13 protein-coding genes are annotated in these 18,137 nt (G+C 71.8%); 10 read left to right on the top strand and 3 right to left on the bottom strand.

Annotated elements, in window-relative coordinates; translation table 11 throughout:
- Positions 1-27 precede the first annotated feature (27 nt).
- From BN344_RS02695 to BN344_RS02650, 10 genes are all read left to right on the top strand, one after another.
- Entirely contained in the window at positions 28-1,551 is a 1,524-nt protein-coding gene (locus BN344_RS02695; protein ID WP_231486438.1) for a hypothetical protein, read from the top strand.
- Positions 1,548-3,062, top strand: coding sequence for an SCO6880 family protein (locus BN344_RS02690; protein WP_040336887.1), 1,515 nt, complete (start codon positions 1,548-1,550; stop codon positions 3,060-3,062). Before BN344_RS02695 ends, BN344_RS02690 begins: the two co-directional genes overlap by 4 nt.
- Positions 3,059-4,564 carry an ATP-binding protein gene (locus BN344_RS02685; RefSeq protein WP_040336886.1) on the top strand — a complete coding sequence of 502 codons (1,506 nt, stop codon included), beginning with the start codon at positions 3,059-3,061 and terminating at the stop codon, positions 4,562-4,564. The genes BN344_RS02690 and BN344_RS02685 overlap by 4 nt, the downstream gene beginning before the upstream one ends.
- The gene (locus BN344_RS02680; RefSeq protein ID WP_040336885.1) at positions 4,561-5,733 is read left to right on the top strand and encodes a M23 family metallopeptidase; all 1,173 of its coding nucleotides are present in this window, start codon (positions 4,561-4,563) and stop codon (positions 5,731-5,733) included. Before BN344_RS02685 ends, BN344_RS02680 begins: the two co-directional genes overlap by 4 nt.
- A 54-nt stretch (positions 5,734-5,787) precedes the next feature.
- The gene (locus tag BN344_RS02675) at positions 5,788-6,390 is read left to right on the top strand and encodes a conjugal transfer protein (RefSeq protein WP_197022218.1); all 603 of its coding nucleotides are present in this window, start codon (positions 5,788-5,790) and stop codon (positions 6,388-6,390) included.
- Positions 6,391-6,403: 13 nt separating this feature from the next.
- Positions 6,404-6,712, top strand: a complete 309-nt coding sequence (locus BN344_RS02670) for a hypothetical protein (protein WP_040336884.1) — start codon at positions 6,404-6,406, stop codon at positions 6,710-6,712.
- A complete protein-coding gene (locus BN344_RS02665) occupies positions 6,712-8,010 on the top strand; it encodes a hypothetical protein (protein ID WP_040336883.1) in 1,299 nt (432 codons plus the stop codon). The genes BN344_RS02670 and BN344_RS02665 overlap by 1 nt, the downstream gene beginning before the upstream one ends.
- Positions 8,011-8,022: 12 nt before the next feature.
- A complete protein-coding gene (locus BN344_RS02660) occupies positions 8,023-9,543 on the top strand; it encodes a type IV secretory system conjugative DNA transfer family protein (RefSeq protein WP_040336882.1) in 1,521 nt (506 codons plus the stop codon).
- Positions 9,540-10,046, top strand: a complete 507-nt coding sequence (locus BN344_RS02655) for a hypothetical protein (RefSeq protein WP_040336881.1) — start codon at positions 9,540-9,542, stop codon at positions 10,044-10,046. Before BN344_RS02660 ends, BN344_RS02655 begins: the two co-directional genes overlap by 4 nt.
- A gap of 157 nt (positions 10,047-10,203) precedes the next feature.
- The gene (locus BN344_RS02650) at positions 10,204-10,851 is read left to right on the top strand and encodes an Abi family protein (protein WP_040336880.1); all 648 of its coding nucleotides are present in this window, start codon (positions 10,204-10,206) and stop codon (positions 10,849-10,851) included.
- 251 nt (positions 10,852-11,102) lie between these two features.
- Here BN344_RS02650 and BN344_RS02645 read toward each other — a convergent pair whose 3' ends face one another.
- The 3 genes from BN344_RS02645 to mobF form a co-directional block, all read right to left on the bottom strand.
- Positions 11,103-11,828, bottom strand: a complete 726-nt coding sequence (locus BN344_RS02645; RefSeq protein WP_040336879.1) for an adenylate/guanylate cyclase domain-containing protein — start codon at positions 11,826-11,828, stop codon at positions 11,103-11,105.
- Complete coding sequence (locus BN344_RS02640; protein WP_155858730.1) at positions 11,821-12,405, bottom strand: Pycsar system effector family protein; 585 nt, start codon at positions 12,403-12,405, stop codon at positions 11,821-11,823. Before BN344_RS02640 ends, BN344_RS02645 begins: the two co-directional genes overlap by 8 nt.
- A 110-nt stretch (positions 12,406-12,515) precedes the next feature.
- The gene (gene mobF / locus BN344_RS02635) at positions 12,516-18,122 is read right to left on the bottom strand and encodes a MobF family relaxase (RefSeq protein WP_231486620.1); all 5,607 of its coding nucleotides are present in this window, start codon (positions 18,120-18,122) and stop codon (positions 12,516-12,518) included.
- Between the last annotated feature and the right edge of the window lie 15 nt (positions 18,123-18,137).

The raw sequence follows: 18,137 nt of genomic DNA, 5'->3' as shown, positions 1-18,137 counted from the left end.
CTTCTTTCGGCGCTGGCGATCTGCTTGATGTCCACAGGTCCGGCGGCGGCCGCGGACCAGACGGTGATGGCCTTCCCAGCGGTTCCAGGGGTGGGCGGCTCGCTGCCGTGCCTGCCGATCAATCCGTTCTGCGCGGTCGGTGAAGCAGCCGGCGCGGTGGTCGAGGACGTCTGGGTCAACGCCATGTTGTCGCTGTGGGAGGCGGGGCTCTGGCTGCTCGGACTGGCCTTTTCGGTCATCGACGCTCTGGCCACTCCGGATCTGTCCGCCGGCGGTCCGCTTGCCGCGGTATACCCGGTGACCTTCGGCATCGGCGCGACCGTGGCCGCGCTGATGGCCATGGTGCAGCTGGGCGCGGCAGCGGTGCGCCGGGACGGGCAGACCCTGGGCCGGCTGCTGATCGGGCTGGTGCAGTTCGGGCTGGTCTGGGCCGGCTATGTCGGCGTGGCGGCGCTGCTGGTCACCGGCGTCTCCGGACTGACCACCGCCCTGCTGCGCAGCTTGCTGGACATCGACACGATGGCCGCCTTCGACCCGTCGATCAGCGTGAGCCGCGACCTGGTCGACGGGACGGTCGCCACGGTGCTCGGGGTCAGTTCGATCTTCCTGCTGGTGCCCGCCAGCGTCGGCTACCTGCTGGTGATGCTGGTCCGCGAGGCGGCGCTGATCGTGCTGGCGGCGACCTCGGCCATCTCGGCCGGCGGCCTGCTCGCGCAGTCCTCGAGCACCTGGTTCTGGCGCAGCCTGCGCTGGTTCCTGGCCGCGCTGCTGGTCGCCCCGGTGGCCGTGCTCGTGCTCGGCGTGGGAGTGACCATTACGGAGGGCATCGTCACCGGGGCCGAGGAGACCAGCACCGAGGCCGCGGTCGGGATGGCGGTGGTGGGCTGCCTGCTGATCCTGCTCGGCGCCATCTGTCCGCTGGCGCTGTTCCGGCTGCTGGCCTTCGTCGACCCGGGCACGTCGAGTGGTGCGGCGCTGCGCTCCTCGCTGGCCGCGTCCGGCGGAGTGATGGGCGCGCTGCAGAAGGCTGGTGGCGGGCAAGCGGCCGTGGCCACCGCGGCGGCGGGTGCCGCATCCGGTGGGGTGGCTGCCTCAGGCGCCGCGGCGCAGCAGGCCGGTGACCGCGCGCAGGGCGAGTCGACCGCAGACGCGGCGACCAGCGGCCGCTTCGCAGGCGCGCTGCGTGCGCTGACCACCGGCACCTCCACGGCCGGCCGACTGGCCGCGGGGGTGGCCGCCTCGGCGTCCGACGTGCTGTCGGGCGCCGGAGTCGGGCACACCCACCCCTACTACGGGCAGCCGCTGCCCGCCCGGGTGGCGGCGCGCGCCAACGGCGCCGCCGGAGGGGCGGCGACCGGCGGCGGGCAGGGCAGTGGCCATCGTCCTGACGACGGCGGAACAATGCCGACGAGACGGACCGAGAACGGGCGGGGCCAGCACCTCGAGGACGGCCCTCCGGCGAGCTGGCCCGTCGAACGCCTCGATGGCATGGCACCAGACCGGCCCGGCGAGGATGGTCCGAGCGGTCCTCACCAGGACGACGCCCGATGAACGCCGTTCGCTACGGCGACTACTCCCGCGACGTCTCAGGCTGGTTCCTCGGGATGACCGGTGCCCAGCTGGCCCTCGTCACGCTCGCGGGCGTACCGGCGCTGCTGGCCCTGAATGGGCAGGCATGGGTGCTGTTCGCCATCTGGCTGCCGGTGTGGGCGCTGCTGGCCACCGTGCTGCTGGTTTCCATCCGAGGACGGGCCGCGGGCCGTTGGGTTGCCGATCTCTGCCTGCACGCGATCGGAGGTGCGACGGGCTGGACGTTGTTCGGCTCCCGGGCCGCGTCCGGGACGGCCGAGGACCTGTCCGAGGCGGACCTGCCCGGAGTGCTCGCCGGCATCCGCACTCACGACGGACCGCCCTACGGGCAGCTGTTCACCCGTCCAGTCATCGTGCAGAACTCCGCGGCGCGCACGTGGGCGGCCGTGGCGCGGATCGACCATCCCGGCATCGGCCTGGCCGAGCCGGGCGAGCGGGACCGGATGGGCGCCGGCCTGGCCGAGCTGTGCGAGATCGCCGCGCGCACCGAACTGATCGACGTGCTGGCCCTGCAGGTGCGCACGGTGCCTGACGACGGGGCCGAGCGCGCCGCGTGGGAACGAGCCCGCACCCGGTCCGACGCCGCCCCTCTGGCCGTCCGGGTGAATGCGCTGCTTGGTGCCACGCTCACCGCGGCCGCGGTGCGTACCGAGGCCTTCGTGACCGTCGTCGTCGGCGAGGGACGGATCGGCCGTGCCGCGAAGGAGTCCGGCGGCGGGGTGGACGGCCGCGCCCGGGTGCTGCACGGGGTGATGGCCGAGGTCGAGAGTGCGTTGCGTGGCCCGGTCGGCTGCACCGCGGTGACCTGGCTGGACTCAGCAGCACTCGCTGGCGCGGTCCGCACCGGCTTCGCCCCCGGCGACCGGGGCCAGATGATCGCCGCAGACCTCGCCGCAGCTCAGAACCCGGACATGGCGACCGGGGTGCCGATGGCCGCCGCCGGACCCACCCAGGCTCGCGCCGAGGTGCGGCACTACGTGCACGACGCGTGGGCGTCGGTCACCGACACGATCCTGCTGCCCGACTCCGGCGCGGTGCTCGGCGCACTGGCCCCGGTGCTGGTGCCGACGACGGCGGGGGAGCGGCGCTGTCTGACGGTGTTCCTCGCCCCGCTGCCGCTGGACCGGGCCACCCGGCTGGTCGGGCGGGAGGACATGAGTGCCACCACCGGCAACGAGCTGCGCGCCCGCATGGGCTTTCGGCAGCGGGCCCGACAGCGGCGCGACACCGAGCGCATCGGTGCCGCCGACGAGAAGCTGGCCGCCGGGCGTGCGCTGGTCCGCCCGGCCGTCGCAGCCTGTGTCACCGTCCCGGCGTCCTGGCCGGTGGACGAGCACGGCCGCCGGCTCGCCGCGTCCATCCGTGCCGCCGGCTTCGTGCCGTTGCGGCTGGACCTGGCGCAGGACTCCGGCTTCGCCGCCGCCGCCATTCCCCTCGGCGTCGGGCTGCCCGATCGCAGGGGACGACGATGAACCGCCGCGGCTCTCGCCGGGGCCGGGACGTCGCCGTCCTGCTCGACGACTTCGGTCACCGGCTCCCCGTCGTCCCCGCCGTGGAGGCGGGGCGACGAGAGCGCGGGCCGTTCATCGAGTTGGTGCCCCGCCGTGGGCCGCGTGGGCGGGGCCGCGGCCGGGCGGCGACACCGGCGCCGCTGTCGGTGTGGCGAATGACGTCGGAGCAGACGCCGGTGGTGTGGCCGTTGATCGCCAGCAGCGGGCTACCGCCTACGGGCGCCCAGATGGGCATCGACCTGCTGTCGGGCGGGGCGTTCTACTGCGATCCGGTCGGCTGGGTCACCGACGACGACATCCCGGTCACCAACCCGAACGTCGTGGTCTTCGGTAAGCCCGGCCGCGGCAAGTCCGCCACCGTCAAGGCCTTCGCGTTGCGCATGCTGGCCTACGGCTACCGCACCCTCGTCCTCGGCGACACCAAGGACGAGTACGAGCCGCTGTGCCGCGCGCTGGGCGTGGAGCCGTTCGTCATCGGTCACGGACTCTCCGCCCGGGTCAACCCACTGGCCTTCGGCCCGCTCGGCCACGGCTGGGAGCATCTCGGCGCCGCCGAGGCCCGCCGCCGCGAGGCCATCATGTTCGCCCGCTGGCTGGTGCTGATCCGCGGCCTCGTCGGCTCGCAGAACGTCCCTTTCGGCCCCGTGGAGGAGACCGACGTCGGCGAGGCGCTGCGACTGCTCACCGGCTACCGCAGCGGAGCCACCCGGCTGACCGAGCCCACCATCCCGCAGTTGTGGCAAGCCCTGGACGAGCCCACGGACGAACTCGTCGTCTGCTGCCGCTACGCCGACCGGCGGCATTTTCTCGACGCCACGCGAACCCTGCGCGATGCTCTCGGCTCCCTCGTCAAGGGCTCGTTGACCGGGTTGTTCGACGACCACACGTCGATCCAGGTCGACTGGCGCGCGCCGATCCAGTCGCTGTCGCTGTCCCGCCTGGAGCCGCTCGGTGACCAGGCCGTCGGCATCGCGTTGACCTGCCTGAACTCCTGGGGACAGGCGATGCGGGAGATCGCCGACCCAGGTGACCTGCGCATCGTCGTCCGCGACGAGACGTGGCGGCAGATGCGCCTGGGCGCCGAGGCGATGAAGAGCCTGGACGCCAACCTGCGGCTGTCCCGCCGCGACGCCGACGTGCAGATCCTGCTGGCGCACAAGCCCTCGGACATGCTCACCGCCGGCGACGCCTCCTCCCAGGCGGTGGCCATCGCCCGCGACCTGCTGCACCTGTGCGACGTCAAGGTGCTGCACGGCCAGGACCAGGCCGTCGCCGACGAGCTCGGCAGCATGCTCGGGCTGGCCCCGATCGCCCAGCGGGTGGTCACCGGCTGGGCGATCGCCGGCAAGGGCCGTGCCCTGTGGCTGGTCGGCGACCGGGCCTTCAAGGTGCAGACCGTCCTCACGGCGCCCGAGCTGGCCCTGACCGACACCAACGACGCCCTCACAGGACCTCCGGCATGAGCGGGACGGCGGCAGGACTGGCGCGGGCGTACGCGAAGCGGTGGCTGTGGAAGGCCGCCGCTCCCGTCGCCGTCCCGATGTTCTGCGTACTGACGCTGCTGCTGATCCCTCTCGCGGTTCTCGCCGCTCCGGCGGCGTCGACGGCGGCGGCGTCGGCGGCCTGCTCGATCGGCGGCACCGGCGCCACCGTCGCCGGCATCGAGTTGGACGCCGTCCAGATGGGCCACGCGCGAACCATCGCGGACGTCGCTGCGGCCCGCGGGCTCGATGCCTACGCGGCCACGGTGGCGCTGGCCACGGCCTACCAGGAGTCCCGCATCCGGATGCTGGCCAACGACGGCAGCAGCCACGAACTCACCGGCGAGCAGGCCGCGGTGACCGCCACCAGCCTGCAGTACCCGCACGACGGGCTCGGCTCCGACCACGACAGCGTCAACACCTTTCAGCAGCGGTGGCTCGCCGGCTGGGGCACCGTCGCCGAGCTGATGGACCCCGTCTACGCCGCCGAGGCCTTCTACCGTCGGCTGGTCGAGGTGCCCGACTGGCAGACCGTCCCGCTCACTCAGGCCGCACAGGCCGTGCAGATCTCGGCTGCCGGCGACGCCTACGCTCGCTGGGCGCAGCTCGCCCGCGAGCTGACCGCCATGCTGTGGCCGGCCGCCCAGGCCACCGCGGCCGACCCGGGCGGCACGGTGGCCGGCGTCTGCCCGGACCTGCCGGTGCCTGCCGGGTCGTGGATCCGCCCCACCGCCGGCAGCGTCACCTCCGGCTACGGGCCCCGTGGCGGCGCCCTGCACGCCGGGGTCGACATCGCCGGACCCCGCGACACCCCGGTCTACGCCGCAGCCGACGGCACCGTCGTCACCGCCGCGTGCACCAGCGCCTACTGCGACCGCGACGGAAGCCTGAGCCTGGCCGGCTACGGGAACCTCGTCGAACTCGACCACGGCGGCGGGGTGACCACCCGCTACGCGCACCTATCGGCCTACACCGCTACGGCCGGGCAGCGCGTCAGCGCCGGGGCGCTGCTCGGTTTCCAGGGGTCCACCGGCAACAGCACGGGCGTCCACCTGCACCTCGAGGTCCGCCTCGACGGCGCGTCCGTCGATCCCGTGCCGTGGCTGGCCGACCGCGGCGTCGACCTGCACGCCGCCACCGTCGCGGGCTGACCGGCAGAGAGGGAATCAAGACGTGGACATCCATCACCGACCCAGGGTCGCCGCGTGACCACGCCCTTCCGGCGTCGCGATCCGCAGCCGATCGCCCGGGGATGGGAACTGGCCGTCGCCGCGGCCGGCGGCGCCCTGATCGCTGTCGCGCTGACGGCCCTGCTCGGCCTCGGGCTCGCCTCGGCGTTGTGGGGCGGTGGCTGGGTGTGGCCGCGGGGCACCGAGACGATCACCCGCGTCCTCGGCGGACTGCTGGAGGGGAAACCGGGCCGCGGCCTGCCGCCCGACCAACTGGGTCAGGTCGCGGCGCCCATCCCGGTGTACGCGTGCGTTGCCGCCGCCGAGCTCGTCCTGCTGACCGCCGCGGTCATCACCGCTGCCCTGGTCACCCGCTACCGACGCCCGGGCGACGCCCGCGGCGGCATGGCCACCCGCAGGGAGGCCGAGCAAGCCCTGGGGTTGCGCCAGCTTCGCGCCGGGCGAGCGGTCATCCGCCCGGACCGCTACCCGTCGAGAGGCAGACAAGGACGCCTTCATCGATTCCTGTCCACAGGCGGCGGCGCGATCCGCGGTCGTACCCACAGATCCGCCCAGAGCCCCAGTTCCCGACCGACCTCCCAGCACCGTCGACCCAGGCATCACCCGTCCGCACCGTGAAGGAGAACCCGCGATGAGCTCGACCGACGACAGCCAGAACTCCGACCTACTGGCCGCCCGCGCCGAGGCTGCGGCACTGTTCGCCGCCGCTTCCCGCAACGACCAGGCAGGGCCGACGGCGCAGCTGCACTGCCTTGCCGCCGCCACCGCCCTCCGCGCGCCCAGCGCCCCCGTGCCCGCGACGGACGACGCCATCGACCCCGACCGGCTCGTCGAGCAGGCGCTGCGCATCCTCGGCAATTTGCCTGCCGCTGATTTCGCGCACCCCGACGTCCTCGCCGCCGCTCAGCACGGCCACCGAGCGCTGCGTGCGCCACGCTGATGGCTACCTCGCTCGGGCAGCTGCTCGACGCCCTCGCCGACACAGCGCGGACCACGGACGACAGCGCAGCCGCGCGCGCCGATGCAGGCACCGCGTTGGGCCACTTGGGCCGGGCGTTGGCTCACCTGCGCCACGACGGCGTCTCCCCATTCGCCGGCGACCGCCGGGAACAGCAGGTCGCCGCCCTGGCTGTCGCCTGCACCGAGCTCGGCGTCCGTGCTCCAGCGACCGAGTCGGCGTTGACCCGGTTAGCGGCGGCCGCCGCCGACACCGTCGGCGTCCTGTACGACCACACCTCCGTGACCAGCCGGTGGGCCGTCGCCACCGCCGTGGCCGAGACAGTGACGCCGCTGGCCGAGGTGGTCGCCCACCGCCTGCCTGCCGGTCCGGCGACGCAGTGGCACGCCGAGGTTGAGCGCCAGGCGGCTCTGGTCCAGCAGTCAGCCGCGCTGCAACCGCCGACGCGTGCCGACGTCGCCATCCTCGACCGCCCCGTTCCAGGACCCGCGGTCGTTACGTCCGCGGATCCGGCACGCGTGGTCCCCGACGCCATCGGCGTCCTTCTCCAGGCCACGGCCCGCGCCAATGATCCGCCGTCGGTCACCGAGGTCCTGGCCTACACAATCGCCGCCCAGACACTCAGCTCAGCCGCGGAGCGCCTCGGCTCCACCGACGCGCCACCACTCGCAGGTCAGACGACGGCGGCCGACGCCTGGCGTGCCGTCCGAGCATCCCTGCGTCCGTACGACGACGGCAGCCGCCACTTCCACCAGCACGCACCATCCGGCGTCACCGCAGCCGGTCGACTCCATGCCGCTCTCCGCTCTGCCGAACCTGACCCGGCCACCTGGACGGCGTCCCTGCGCGCATCGGTCACGTCCGCAGCCCAGCACCTGCCCACTCTCGCCACGCAGCTGCTGTACCGCACCGTCCGATCCTGGGCCGACAACGGATCCCTGATTGCCTACGCCCGCGACGTACCTCCGCGGGACGAGCGGGTGGCCGCTTACCTGCGCGGATATCAGCCCGGCGGGCTGGTCCGCGTCAACGCCACCGACCTGCAACCGGTCGCCGGCGCTCTGCACAACGCCCGACTGCTCTCCCTCGCCGTCGCCGACCGGGCAGCCGGTCCGGACGCCCGCACGACGGCCGGCTTCCCGCGCCGGGCCTGGGCTGCAAATCGAGCGCTGCTGGACGACCCGCAGACGCCGGTCGCGCTCGGCGTGGCCATTCAGCAGGCCCACCAGCAGCTGCAGGCGGCGCGAGCCCAGCGGCCCGGGCCCAGCCGGGGACGCTGAAAGGGGAGTCGGATGCTCAGATCAGGGTTCGACCCGAACGACGTCGGCTGGCGGCTGGGCCGCTCCGTCCAGCCGCACGGGGTGGAACTGTGGTGCCGGTTCGACCGCACCACCGGCGTCTACGGCGAGCAGGGTTCCGGCAAGACCCTTGACCTGCTCGCTCCCGCCCTCCTGGCCCACCGCGGCGCCGGGCTGGCGACGCTGACCAAGGTCGACGACCTGCTGCTGACCGCCGGGCGGCGGCAGCGGCCTTCTGGCCCCCACGAGCCGTCGCGCCCGGTCGCGGTCCTGGATCCTTTCGGCGCTGCCCCGGGGCTGCCGGAGCTGGTGTGGGATCCGGTCGCCGGCTGCGTCGATCCTCGGATCGCCGAGCGACGAGCCAAGGCGTTCGCCGCCGGCACCGTCGCCGGCGCGGTCACCGGAGGCCGGCAGGACAACGCCGCCCGGTTCTACGCCGCGGAGACAGCCAAGGTTCTGCAGGGATTCCTGCACGCGGCGGCACTCACCGGCCGCACCCTGGAGCACGTCCTGGAGTGGGTCGCCAACCCGGTCGCCGCCGAGCAGCCCGCTGAGATCCTGCAGCAGCATCCGCACGCAGCTCGGTTCTGGGACGGGCTGCTGATCGGCGCCCTACACGGCAGCCCGGACACCGTTGGCAACACGGTGACCACGGTCCAGCAAGCGATGGCGCTGTTCTTCCAGCCGGACATCAGGGCTCGCTGTGTGCCTTCGCGCGGGCGGCCGACGACCGATCTGGCCGACCTGATCGCCCGGCAGGGAACGGTGTACCTACTCGGCCGGGAGGACCCCTACGCCTCGGCGGCACCGCTGATGACCGCGGTCGCCGAGCACGTCCTCGACACCGCCCTGCACGTCGCCACCACCTCGCCGCACGGGCGGCTGACGCCGTCCTTCCTGGCGTGTCTCGACGAACTGCCGTCCACCACGCCGCTGCCGACCTTGCGGGTGCGGATGGCGAACGAGCGCGCGCTCGGTCTGTCGTTCATCTACGCCGCCCAGACCTGGAAACAGATGGTCGTCTCCTACGGCGAGGACGAGGCCCGCTCGCTGTTCGGGCTCACCAACAACCTCGTCATCTTCGGCGGCGGCAAGGACGTCCACTTCTACCGGGAACTGTCCGACCTGCTCGACGATGTGCGGATCAGCCGGCGGACCGTCACCGACGGGCCCGGCGGCATCGGCACGTCCCGCTCGGGTGAAGACGTGCGGGTGCTGCGCCCCGGCGACATCCGTCGCATCCCTGAGCGGCACGCTCTCGTCGTCGCAGGCACCGCGCCGCCGATCATCGCCCGGCTGAGGCGCTGCCTCGACGGCAAGGCCGGTCAGCAGCTCGCCACCGAGCTCGACGCCGCCCGCGCCCGGGTCGACGGTGCCCGTGCCGACGATGTCGACGTCGAGCAGCGCACGGCTGCTGCGCTGGCCTACGCCCGCGACCACCGGCTCGTCCCGAGCCGACACGTCGATCCGGCCGACCCGCCGGCCGCACCGCACTCCGGGACGCGGTCCTGGTGATCGTCCTGCCGTTCCCGGCGCCACCCTTCGCGTTGCTGCGTGCGCTGGAGCTCCTGGAAAGCGCGCGTCAAAGTATTCGCGGGGGAGTGGCAGAGGCTGGCGGCGTGGCTGACCTCGAGCGCCCCTGGGAGCCGGCCAGCTGCAGCGGCGAGCTCAGCGCAGCGGTCTGGAGTTGGTGTCGCGACGTCGTCGCATGGATCAATCACGAGTACGCGTGGCGGCCCGCGCAGATGGTCCCGGCCTGCTGGTCCCATCACGCCCACATCGCCCGGGAGCTGCCCGTTCTGGCGGTGCTGCGGTGGGAAGCAGAGAACGCCGCGGGTCCTCAGCTGATGGAGGAGTGGAACCGCTACGCCTTCCCGATGTTCTGTGACCGCATGGCCCAACGACTCGGGGAGAGCACCTGCCGCACCGGCCGGCACCAGGACTGGCCCGCCGAAAGCCGCTACACCGCCTTCCTCGACGCCTCCCCTGGACGATCAGCGCAGGCGCCAACGGCTTAACGCGAGGGCGAGGGCGGACGGAGCCCAGGAAAAGACGTAGCCCCGGCGACATGACCAAAGGTCAGCGGTCCACCGGGGCTTTCACGGCCACTCTACGCCAGGATGGGGCGGGATGACAATGCCGACGCCACCGGGCCTCCCACCAGCCGGTCCCTGGGTGGAGGCCTGGCTGAGCAGCCCGCGATTCTCGGTCTACCTTGCCGCCACAGGCGTGGACCGAGACCGGGCGCTGGCCCTGTATGAGTGGAACGCCCAGCTCAGCGCCGCGCTGATGCACGACCTGGCGCACGTGGAGGTCGGGCTGCGCAACGCCTACGACGGTGCACTGTCCGCTCACTGGCCCGGGCCTCCGCACTGGGCGCTGGCTGCAGACGCCGTCTTCGCTCCGGTCTATCGCAGGCGCGGACGACGCCGCGTCGACGTCAACGAAAGGCCGCGGGAAAGCTTGCGCCACGCCATCGCCAACGCGGGCGGTACGGGCGCCCCGCCAGGGAAGATCGTCGCCGAGCTCATGTTCGGCTTCTGGCGCTACCTCAGCTCCGCGGCGCACGAGAAGACGCTGTGGGTGCCCGCGCTGCACCGCGCCTTCCCGCCGGGCACCGACCGTGCCCTTCATGTCGATGGCCCGGTGGGCCGCCTGCACGAACTGCGCAACCGCGTGGCCCACCACGAACCCCTGCTGTCCACCGACGTCGCTGGTCGGCTGGCCGACATGCTCGGCCTCGCCGCCCGTCTCGATGCCCAACTGGGCCAGCACCTTCAGGCGACCAGCACGGTGGCCAACCTGCTGACCAGCCGGCCGTAGGGGCTGCGCGCCAGGGCGTACCAGCTGTACTCGTCTCACACCGTGAGCTGGCTCGAGGGAGCATGGTCCTCCCTAAGCATCCTGACCCCAGGACCATCCATCCATGGCGCTTGTGACGGTACGACTATCGACTGCTCTGGCTGATCGCATCCACATCGACAGCGTGTACCCACGGTATTCTACTACGGGACCATCGCAGCTGCCGCGAGTTCGCTCGTGTGGCCATCCCCACTCCGCCTCGTAGTTAGGCGCTACTTGCAGTTCTCGGTGTACCAGTTTTCCATCGCGATATTCACGACCCATCCCGAGTAGGGGCCGCCCCAGGTGATCTGCTTCAGCAAGCCCTGGTTGTACTCGTTAAGGTTCTGGTAGAAGACGCCATCGGCGTAAATGGGCTGGTTCCAGCCCTTGGAGCCTTGGGCCGCCAGCTTGGCTGCCTGGTTGACCACGTCCCCCATGTAGACGACATCGGAGATGCCGCTGCCGTTGTAGCCGGCCTTGATCATGAGCGCGCGGCCGTATGAGAGCCCGATGCCCGCCTTGACTGGAGTCTTGTAATCCTTCTTCTCCATCTTGTAGCGCAGCACCTTCATCATCGAATTGACTTCGGCCGCCCTTGAGAAGAGGTCGTCGACGTCGGTCTTCAAGGTCGTATCGAAGACCCCCCAGACGCAGTCTCCAACGATGTTGATTTCTCGCGCATCGAGGTCGCTGTTCATGATTGCGACGACCTCAGAGATGAACGATCGATAAATCTTGGCCAGGACGGGTCTCTTATAGCTAGCCGGCAGGCTCGATGAATCACGGAGATCGACGAACATTGCCGCGCAATTGGCGTAGTAGCCGTTGCCGTACGTCAGCTTGTCCCGACTCGGGAGGGAGTCGGTTTCCTCGTAGTTGCCTGCCGGTGCATCGAGGTACTGGTCCAGTCGGTTGAACGAGTTGGTGTAGCTGTAGGTCTTGTAGTTGCTATCCACCGATCAGTCCAATCGAATTGAGAGCAAGATATGTCCCTGTCCAGCTGCAGGCGACGATCGATGCGATGAGTAAGACGAGAGCGCGGCCAGCCCAGAGGTACTTGCGTCGAGCGACCGTTGCGTTGACCCACACCTGCTGAGCCACCTGCTGCAACTCGGTTTCGCCGGAGGTGACCAATCCCCGCAAGGCTCGCCCGTACGCCTCCGGGGTGTTGTAAGCCCGCGCGATGTGATCGAAATACAACAGGCTCGTCGGCGCCTCCCGTGCCCGCAGCTGAGGCCACAGCGCGATGATCGACATGAATCCGGCCAGAGCTGCCAGTAGCCCGCAGGCTGCGGCCGGAACAGTCAAGGTCCACGGCGGCTGGGATTGCTTGTCGAGCAAGCTGTAGAGCACGCCAGCCACGACGCCGGCCGCCGCGAGAATCGTGCCCGCCTTGGCCTCTGCATGGCGGACCCACTCGTTGACCAAGCTGAGCACCTCCCACGGGCGGGCGGGATCAACCTCGACCGGGACGTCGTCGGGGATCGGCTCCGGAGCAGGGCGGCCGTGAGGACGACGGCGCAGGAACCTCATGCCGGGCGGTCAGTGAGCGGAGGACGTGGCACGGCTGCAGTCGTACCAGGCGGGGCCGACATTCCTACCCGAGGCGACTCACAGCAGACTGATGCTCTGAGCCGATCCCTCTAATGTCGGGGTGGCCTCGGCGGGGCTGAGACGCGCGAACGGCGTGCTGCGGCAGCAGCACGCCGGGCCGCCTGCTGGCTGTCGGTCAGCGTCCCTCGCCCTAGCTCCGCTGCAGATGTCACAGAGGTGGAGAGCTCCGTCCCCGGGTCAGTAGAAGGTGTGGGCGTTCCGCCGCGCAGCGCTGTGCGCGCCGGCGCGTGAACATCCTTCGTCCGACCCCGGGCTGCGTCGAAGACTTCTGACAGCGCGATGTCGGGCGCGATGCCGGTGCGGGCCACCACGTGGGTGAGGTGCGCCGGCCAACTGGTGGACGGAACGACGGCGATGACCTCGGCGGCGCGACGGACGGCGTGCACCTGGCCTTCGACGGTGTCCAGCCGGTCGGCGTAGGCGTCGATGTGGCCGTCGATGAGCGCGCTGGCCAGGCTGGGGGAGGCCGCGAGGGCCTGACGCAGAGCGGTGGCGCCGGTCGTCTGCAGCAGCTCGGCGGGGTCCTTGCCGGTCGGGATGTCGAGGGAGCGGGGATCGTCGCCACGGGCGGCGAGCTGCCAGAAGATGCGCTGTGCGGCCTGCTGTCCGGCCCGGTCGGCGTCTGTGGCGACGATGACGCCAGGCTTTCCGTCGCCGAGAAATGCGCGTAGCGCCTCGGCCTGCGCGTCTGTGAAGGCGGTGCCCAGTGGGGCGATGCCGACGTAGTCGCTGTCGCCGGCCAGGGTGACTGCCAGCGCGTCGAAGGGGCCCTCAACCAGGACAGGAATGGCGCCGGCGGTTAGCGCCGCTGCGCCCTCGGTCAGGCCGTACAGCTTGTGGCCCTTGGTGAACAGCTCGGTCTCAGCGGTGTTGAGGTACTTGGGGACGGCGCGGTCCCCGTCCTGGTCGTGGTCGGGGTTGCGGCGGCCGATCCAGCCGTGGACCTCGTCGCCGTCGCGGATGGCGAAGACGAGCCGGTCGCGGAAGCGGTCGATGACCCGTCCGGTGGAGGCGTAGCTACCCAGGCCGGCGGCGACGATCTCGGCGTCGGTGGCGCCGAGGCGGCGCAGGTGGCTGGTCAGTGCGGTCCAGCGATCGGGTGCGTAGCCGACGGTGAACCGGTCGTCTCCCGACAGATCGGTGCCGAGCCGGTCGGTGAGGTAGGCCGGTGCCCAGGAACCGCGGTAGCGGGCGGTGAAGAAGTCGGCTGCTTGATGGTTGAGCTGCAGGAGGCGCTCCCTGCCAAATCCGATGCCCTCTTCGTCCGCCCTGTCGGCTGCGGGTGGGCGACTGGCGTCGACAGTTCGATCGTTGAGTTCTGTCGAGACGGGATGCTCGGCAGTGGCTGGGTCGTCGCCGTCGAGCTCCTCGTGGAGCAGTTCGATGTCGTCGGGTTCGACAAGACTGGCCAGCCAGTCGTCGTCGGCAACTCCATCTGCAGAGGGCAGCTGGTCGAGGTCGGCCGGCGGCGTCGGCGCGTGAGGGCGTGCGGCGGATGCCGGGTCGATGAGCACGCCGACGCGCCACACCAGGGCGGTGGCCAGCTCGTCCGGGCGCAGTTGGTCGTCGTCGGGATGACCGGCGGGCAGCAGGTCATGTGCTGTGGACAGCACCTGGTCGGGCTGCCAGCCGGCGTCGCCGGCAGAGGTGACGGCGGCGACCAGCGCGGGCCAGGCTGGGTCGGCGACCACCCGCTCGGCGGCTGCGGGGCCGACGACGTCGGCCAGAACCGGGATCCAGTCCGGGCGCAGCGCCTCGGAGACGGAGCAGTCGGTGGCGGTCATCGCGGCAGGGGAGAGGTGCCCGCACAGTCGCCACCACAGCGCGGCGGCGGGCTGCTCGTCCGGCAGGGGACGTTCGGCGGCGACGCCCCGGGTGAGCGCGGTGATGTCGATGCCGGCGCGGTCGGCGGCGGCGAGCCGCTCGGCGAGGACCGGCCAGTAGGGGTCGCCGGCGATGCGTGGGTCGATGCTGTCGACGAGCGGCGCCCAGCGCGCGGTGAGCGCGCGCCCGTCGCCGAGCAGCCGCGTGGCGCGGTCGTCAAGCGCCCGCTGGGCGCGGGCGTCAGTGGCGCGCGGCACCGCCGGGCCGGTGCGACGGCGGTCGGCGTCGTCAACGCCGTGGGCGATGCGCCAGACGGCGAGATCGGCGACTAGCTGGGGATCGCGGTCGATGAGCGGAAGCGCCCACGCGGGAGCGCTGGTGGGGGTCCAGGCGCGTGCACGGGCGGCGACATCGACGGCCGGTGAGCTGACCTGGTCGGCGGAGTCGGCGAGGTAGGGGCCCCACTCGAGGTCGTCGCCGAGCGTCTTTGGAAGGCCAGGCAGCCACGGCAGGGGGCCGGTCGCGGGTGAGTGTCGCCCGGTGGGGTCGATACGCCAGTCCAGGACCGCGGCCACATCGCGGGCGTCGTCCAGACGTCGATCCGAGGCCAGGGCCTGCCGGAGGACGTCGGAGGGGTCACGACCGGAGACGGCGCACAGCGCCAGGTGTGCGCGCAGGACGGGGTAGGCCGCCTGCGTCGTCAGGCCCGGTATCGCAGCGTCGGCGGCGGCGTCGATGGCTTCGAGCGCCTTCCGCCCGAGGCGGTCCTTCGCGGCGGTATTGAGCGAGTCGTAGTACCGATCTGCGGCGCAAGCGAGCAGAGCGGCGGGATCGGTCAGTTCGCGAGCCTGGCTGGTGGCCGAGGTCGGGGCGCCGTCGCGAGCCAGCACGCGAGTCAAGACGTCGACGGCGGTGGGCGGCAGCAGCGCGTCGCGGGTGATCACGCTGTGCGGGTCGCCATCGCCGGCGGTGGTGAGGAAGAGGTGGTTGGCGTGCCGGCCTCGGGTCAGGGCGACGTAGAGCAGCTGGCGGGACTCCTCGCCGGTGGCGACGGTGTAGCAGGTGTCGGCGGTGAGGCCTTGTGCGCCGTGCACGGTGGTGGCGTAGCCGAGGCTCACGTGGTCGGTGACGTAGTCGGCAGGCAGGGTGACGCGCCGTCCGGTGCGCTGGTGGACGACGTCGAGGGCGCCGGTGTCGCGGACGTCGGTGACCGTGAACCGGTCGCCGTTCTTGACCCAGTCGGTGGCGCTGATGGCAATGGTGCGCTCGTTGCGGCGGGTGATGACCGCATCGCCGGCGGAGGCTTGCGACGAGTCGGCGAGGGTGACCTGGGATCCGGCCGGGCCGTCCTGCAGGGCGAGGCGGTCACGTTGGGCGCGGCTGTTCAGTTCGGCGACCAGCTCGCGGGTGGGCGCCAGCATGATGGCGTCGCGGCCGGCGGCTCGGTCGGTCGACCAGGCGGTGTAGGCGTCGTCGGTGGCCGTGGCCAGGTCGCCGACGTGTACCCGTCCATGGTCGATGTAGTAGGCGAGGGCGGCCGGGTCACCGTCGCGTAGTGCCAGGGACGCGGCGCCTTCGGCGTGGTCGGGGGCGCCGGTGTCGGGGTCCGTGAAGCGCAGGACCTGCGAGAGGGTGACGGCACCGTGGGTGACGGCGATGTCGCGCAGCACTCCGCCGGCGCCGATCGCGGCCAGCTGCTGGTCGTCACCGATCAGCCGGATCGACCCGCCTGCCTCGTTGACGAACGCGATCGCCCGGGCCAGGTCGGGAGTGCTGGCCATGCCGGCTTCGTCGATGACCACGAGGCTGTCCGGGCCGATGCGCTCGAACCAGGGCGGGACGGCGTTGCCGGTAGCCAGTGCGTGGATCAGCTTGGCGAGGGTGTCGGTGTCGCCGCCGACTTGCTCACCCAGCACCGCCGCCGCAGCTGCCGAGGGAGCAAGGCCGACCACGTTCCCGCCGTCGGCCCGCCACGCCGCAGCGAGCGCGCGAAGGGCGGTGGTCTTGCCGGTGCCTGCCGGGGCCAGTGCCAGTTGCACACGGGCGCCGGAGGTGGCCAGCTCGCGGACGAGCTGCACCTGGCCGGGATTGAGCTCGACCTGGTTGGCGGTGGCTTCCAGCAGCGCGACGTCGACGGTCGCGGCCGGCACCACCCGTCCGTCGCGGCGTCCGGCCGCGGCGAGGATGGCCCGCTCTGCGGCGAGGATCGTGGTCGAGGTGTACAGCGTCGAGCCGGCCACGGTGTAGACGGAGCTGCCGTCCGAGCGGCGCAGCGCCGCGGGCTCGGTCACCGGTTCGCGGCTGCCCAACGGCGTGGACAGGGACAGCGCCCTGTCGACGACGGCGTCGATGGCTCGGTCGAGGTCGGTCAGCCGGATCGCGGCGGCGCGGGCCTGCCGCTCGGCCTCGGCGCGCACGTTGTTCACCTGCCAGGTCGCGCGCGAGCTCTGCACCGTCGAGAGCACGTGCTCGGCGGTCTGGTCGACCCATCTACGCGTCGGGCGCTTCGCCTGGGGTCCGCGGCGGGGGCTGAGTGCACCGCGGAGGTAGTCGCTCAGGCCGGTCTCCCCGCCCAGCACCGCCAGCGCCTCGTTGCGCCAGGCGGCGCGCTGCTCGGCGTAGGAGCGGGGCTGGTGCTTGCGCTGCCGGGTCTCGAGGTTGGCCCGCTGCGCCAGGAATACGGCCTCTTTCGGCGTCGCCGGTCGCCCGTGGTCGGCCTGGAACTGTGCCGACAGCACCGCGCGGCGGTTAGCGATCGAGGCCCGCCGCGACGACCAGAGGCGGGGGAGCTCACCGTCGACGCCGACGATTTCTCGCACCGGCCGCTTGTTCGGATCCGCACCGGGCCGGTCGGCGAAGCAGACGCCGAGCCGCTCGGTGAGCAGGGCCTGCAGGCGGGTGTTGTACCGCTCGGAGGCTGTGACGTTGTTCTTGTAGAGCAGTCGACCGTCCAAAGCCAGCCACCGCCCGTCGCGAGTCTGCACCTTGTTGCTGACGGCCACGTGGGTGTGCAGATCCGGGTCGCCGGCGCGTGAGTCGCGGTGGGTGAACGCCGCCGCGATCAGCCCGCGTACCTCCACCTGCGCCACTCCGTTGCGGCCTGTGCGGGTGTAGGCGGCGTGGTCCTCCAACCAGGTCAGGGCGTCTGCCACCGCGTCGGCGTGCGCCTGCTCGATGACGGCTGCGACCTCTGGCGGGGCGATCGCCCACAGCGTGGAGACGCTCTTGACCGGGCTGAATGTCAGGTCGTACCCGGCGACCGCGGTGGTCGCCTGCCGGGAGATGCGGGCCAGATGACCGGAGAGTTCGCGGGCGTCGGCCGGCGGACGCCCGTAGGTCTCGACGAACATCGTCGACGCCAGCTCGGTGCGGATGCGGGCTCGTTCCTCGGCCGCCACGGGAGTGTCGGCGGGCAGGCCGAGCGCGGTGTTGTGGTCGCGGAACGCCCCGGCCGAGCGGCGGTGGAACGCGTTGGCCTGCTCGTGGATGCGGTAGGGCGCGCCCAGGCGGCTCGCCCGATCGACTTGCTGGGGGTCCCTGCCGGCCAGCTGCGCGTCGCGCTCGATCTGATCGGCGTTCGGGTGCCGCCCCTCCCCGAACAGCGCGACCATCTGGGCCTCGGTGACCCTGTCACCGACCGGATAATCAGGCACGGTGGCAAGCCCGCGTCCCATCCAGAGGCCCGGAGCCTCGCCCTTCTCGCTGTAGTAGTCGCCCAGGTTGTCGAACCCGCGGGTCGTGGCGTCGTGCGCAGCAACCTGGCGGGTCAGATACGTGTATCCGTCCCCCGCGGTGAGCTTGTGCAGCGTCATCACGACCCGACATTC

The organism is Candidatus Blastococcus massiliensis AP3 (genome assembly GCF_000582785.1).
Lineage (GTDB): Bacteria > Actinomycetota > Actinomycetes > Mycobacteriales > Geodermatophilaceae > Blastococcus > Blastococcus massiliensis.
Note: the sequence above shows the minus strand (reverse complement) of the source record. Positions and strands in the feature narration are given on the sequence as shown.

Excerpts from the sequence above, each read along its gene's own strand:
- mobF (WP_231486620.1), bottom strand. The coding sequence starts at position 18,122 with ATGACGCTGCACAAGCTCACCGCGGGGGACGGATACACGTATCTGACC.
- BN344_RS02680 (WP_040336885.1), top strand. The coding sequence starts at position 4,561 with ATGAGCGGGACGGCGGCAGGACTGGCGCGGGCGTACGCGAAGCGGTGG.
- BN344_RS02695 (WP_231486438.1), top strand. The coding sequence starts at position 28 with ATGTCCACAGGTCCGGCGGCGGCCGCGGACCAGACGGTGATGGCCTTC.
- BN344_RS02670 (WP_040336884.1), top strand. The coding sequence starts at position 6,404 with ATGAGCTCGACCGACGACAGCCAGAACTCCGACCTACTGGCCGCCCGC.
- BN344_RS02660 (WP_040336882.1), top strand. The coding sequence starts at position 8,023 with ATGCTCAGATCAGGGTTCGACCCGAACGACGTCGGCTGGCGGCTGGGC.
- BN344_RS02665 (WP_040336883.1), top strand. The coding sequence starts at position 6,712 with ATGGCTACCTCGCTCGGGCAGCTGCTCGACGCCCTCGCCGACACAGCG.
- BN344_RS02640 (WP_155858730.1), bottom strand. The coding sequence starts at position 12,405 with ATGAGGTTCCTGCGCCGTCGTCCTCACGGCCGCCCTGCTCCGGAGCCG.
- BN344_RS02685 (WP_040336886.1), top strand. The coding sequence starts at position 3,059 with ATGAACCGCCGCGGCTCTCGCCGGGGCCGGGACGTCGCCGTCCTGCTC.
- BN344_RS02690 (WP_040336887.1), top strand. The coding sequence starts at position 1,548 with ATGAACGCCGTTCGCTACGGCGACTACTCCCGCGACGTCTCAGGCTGG.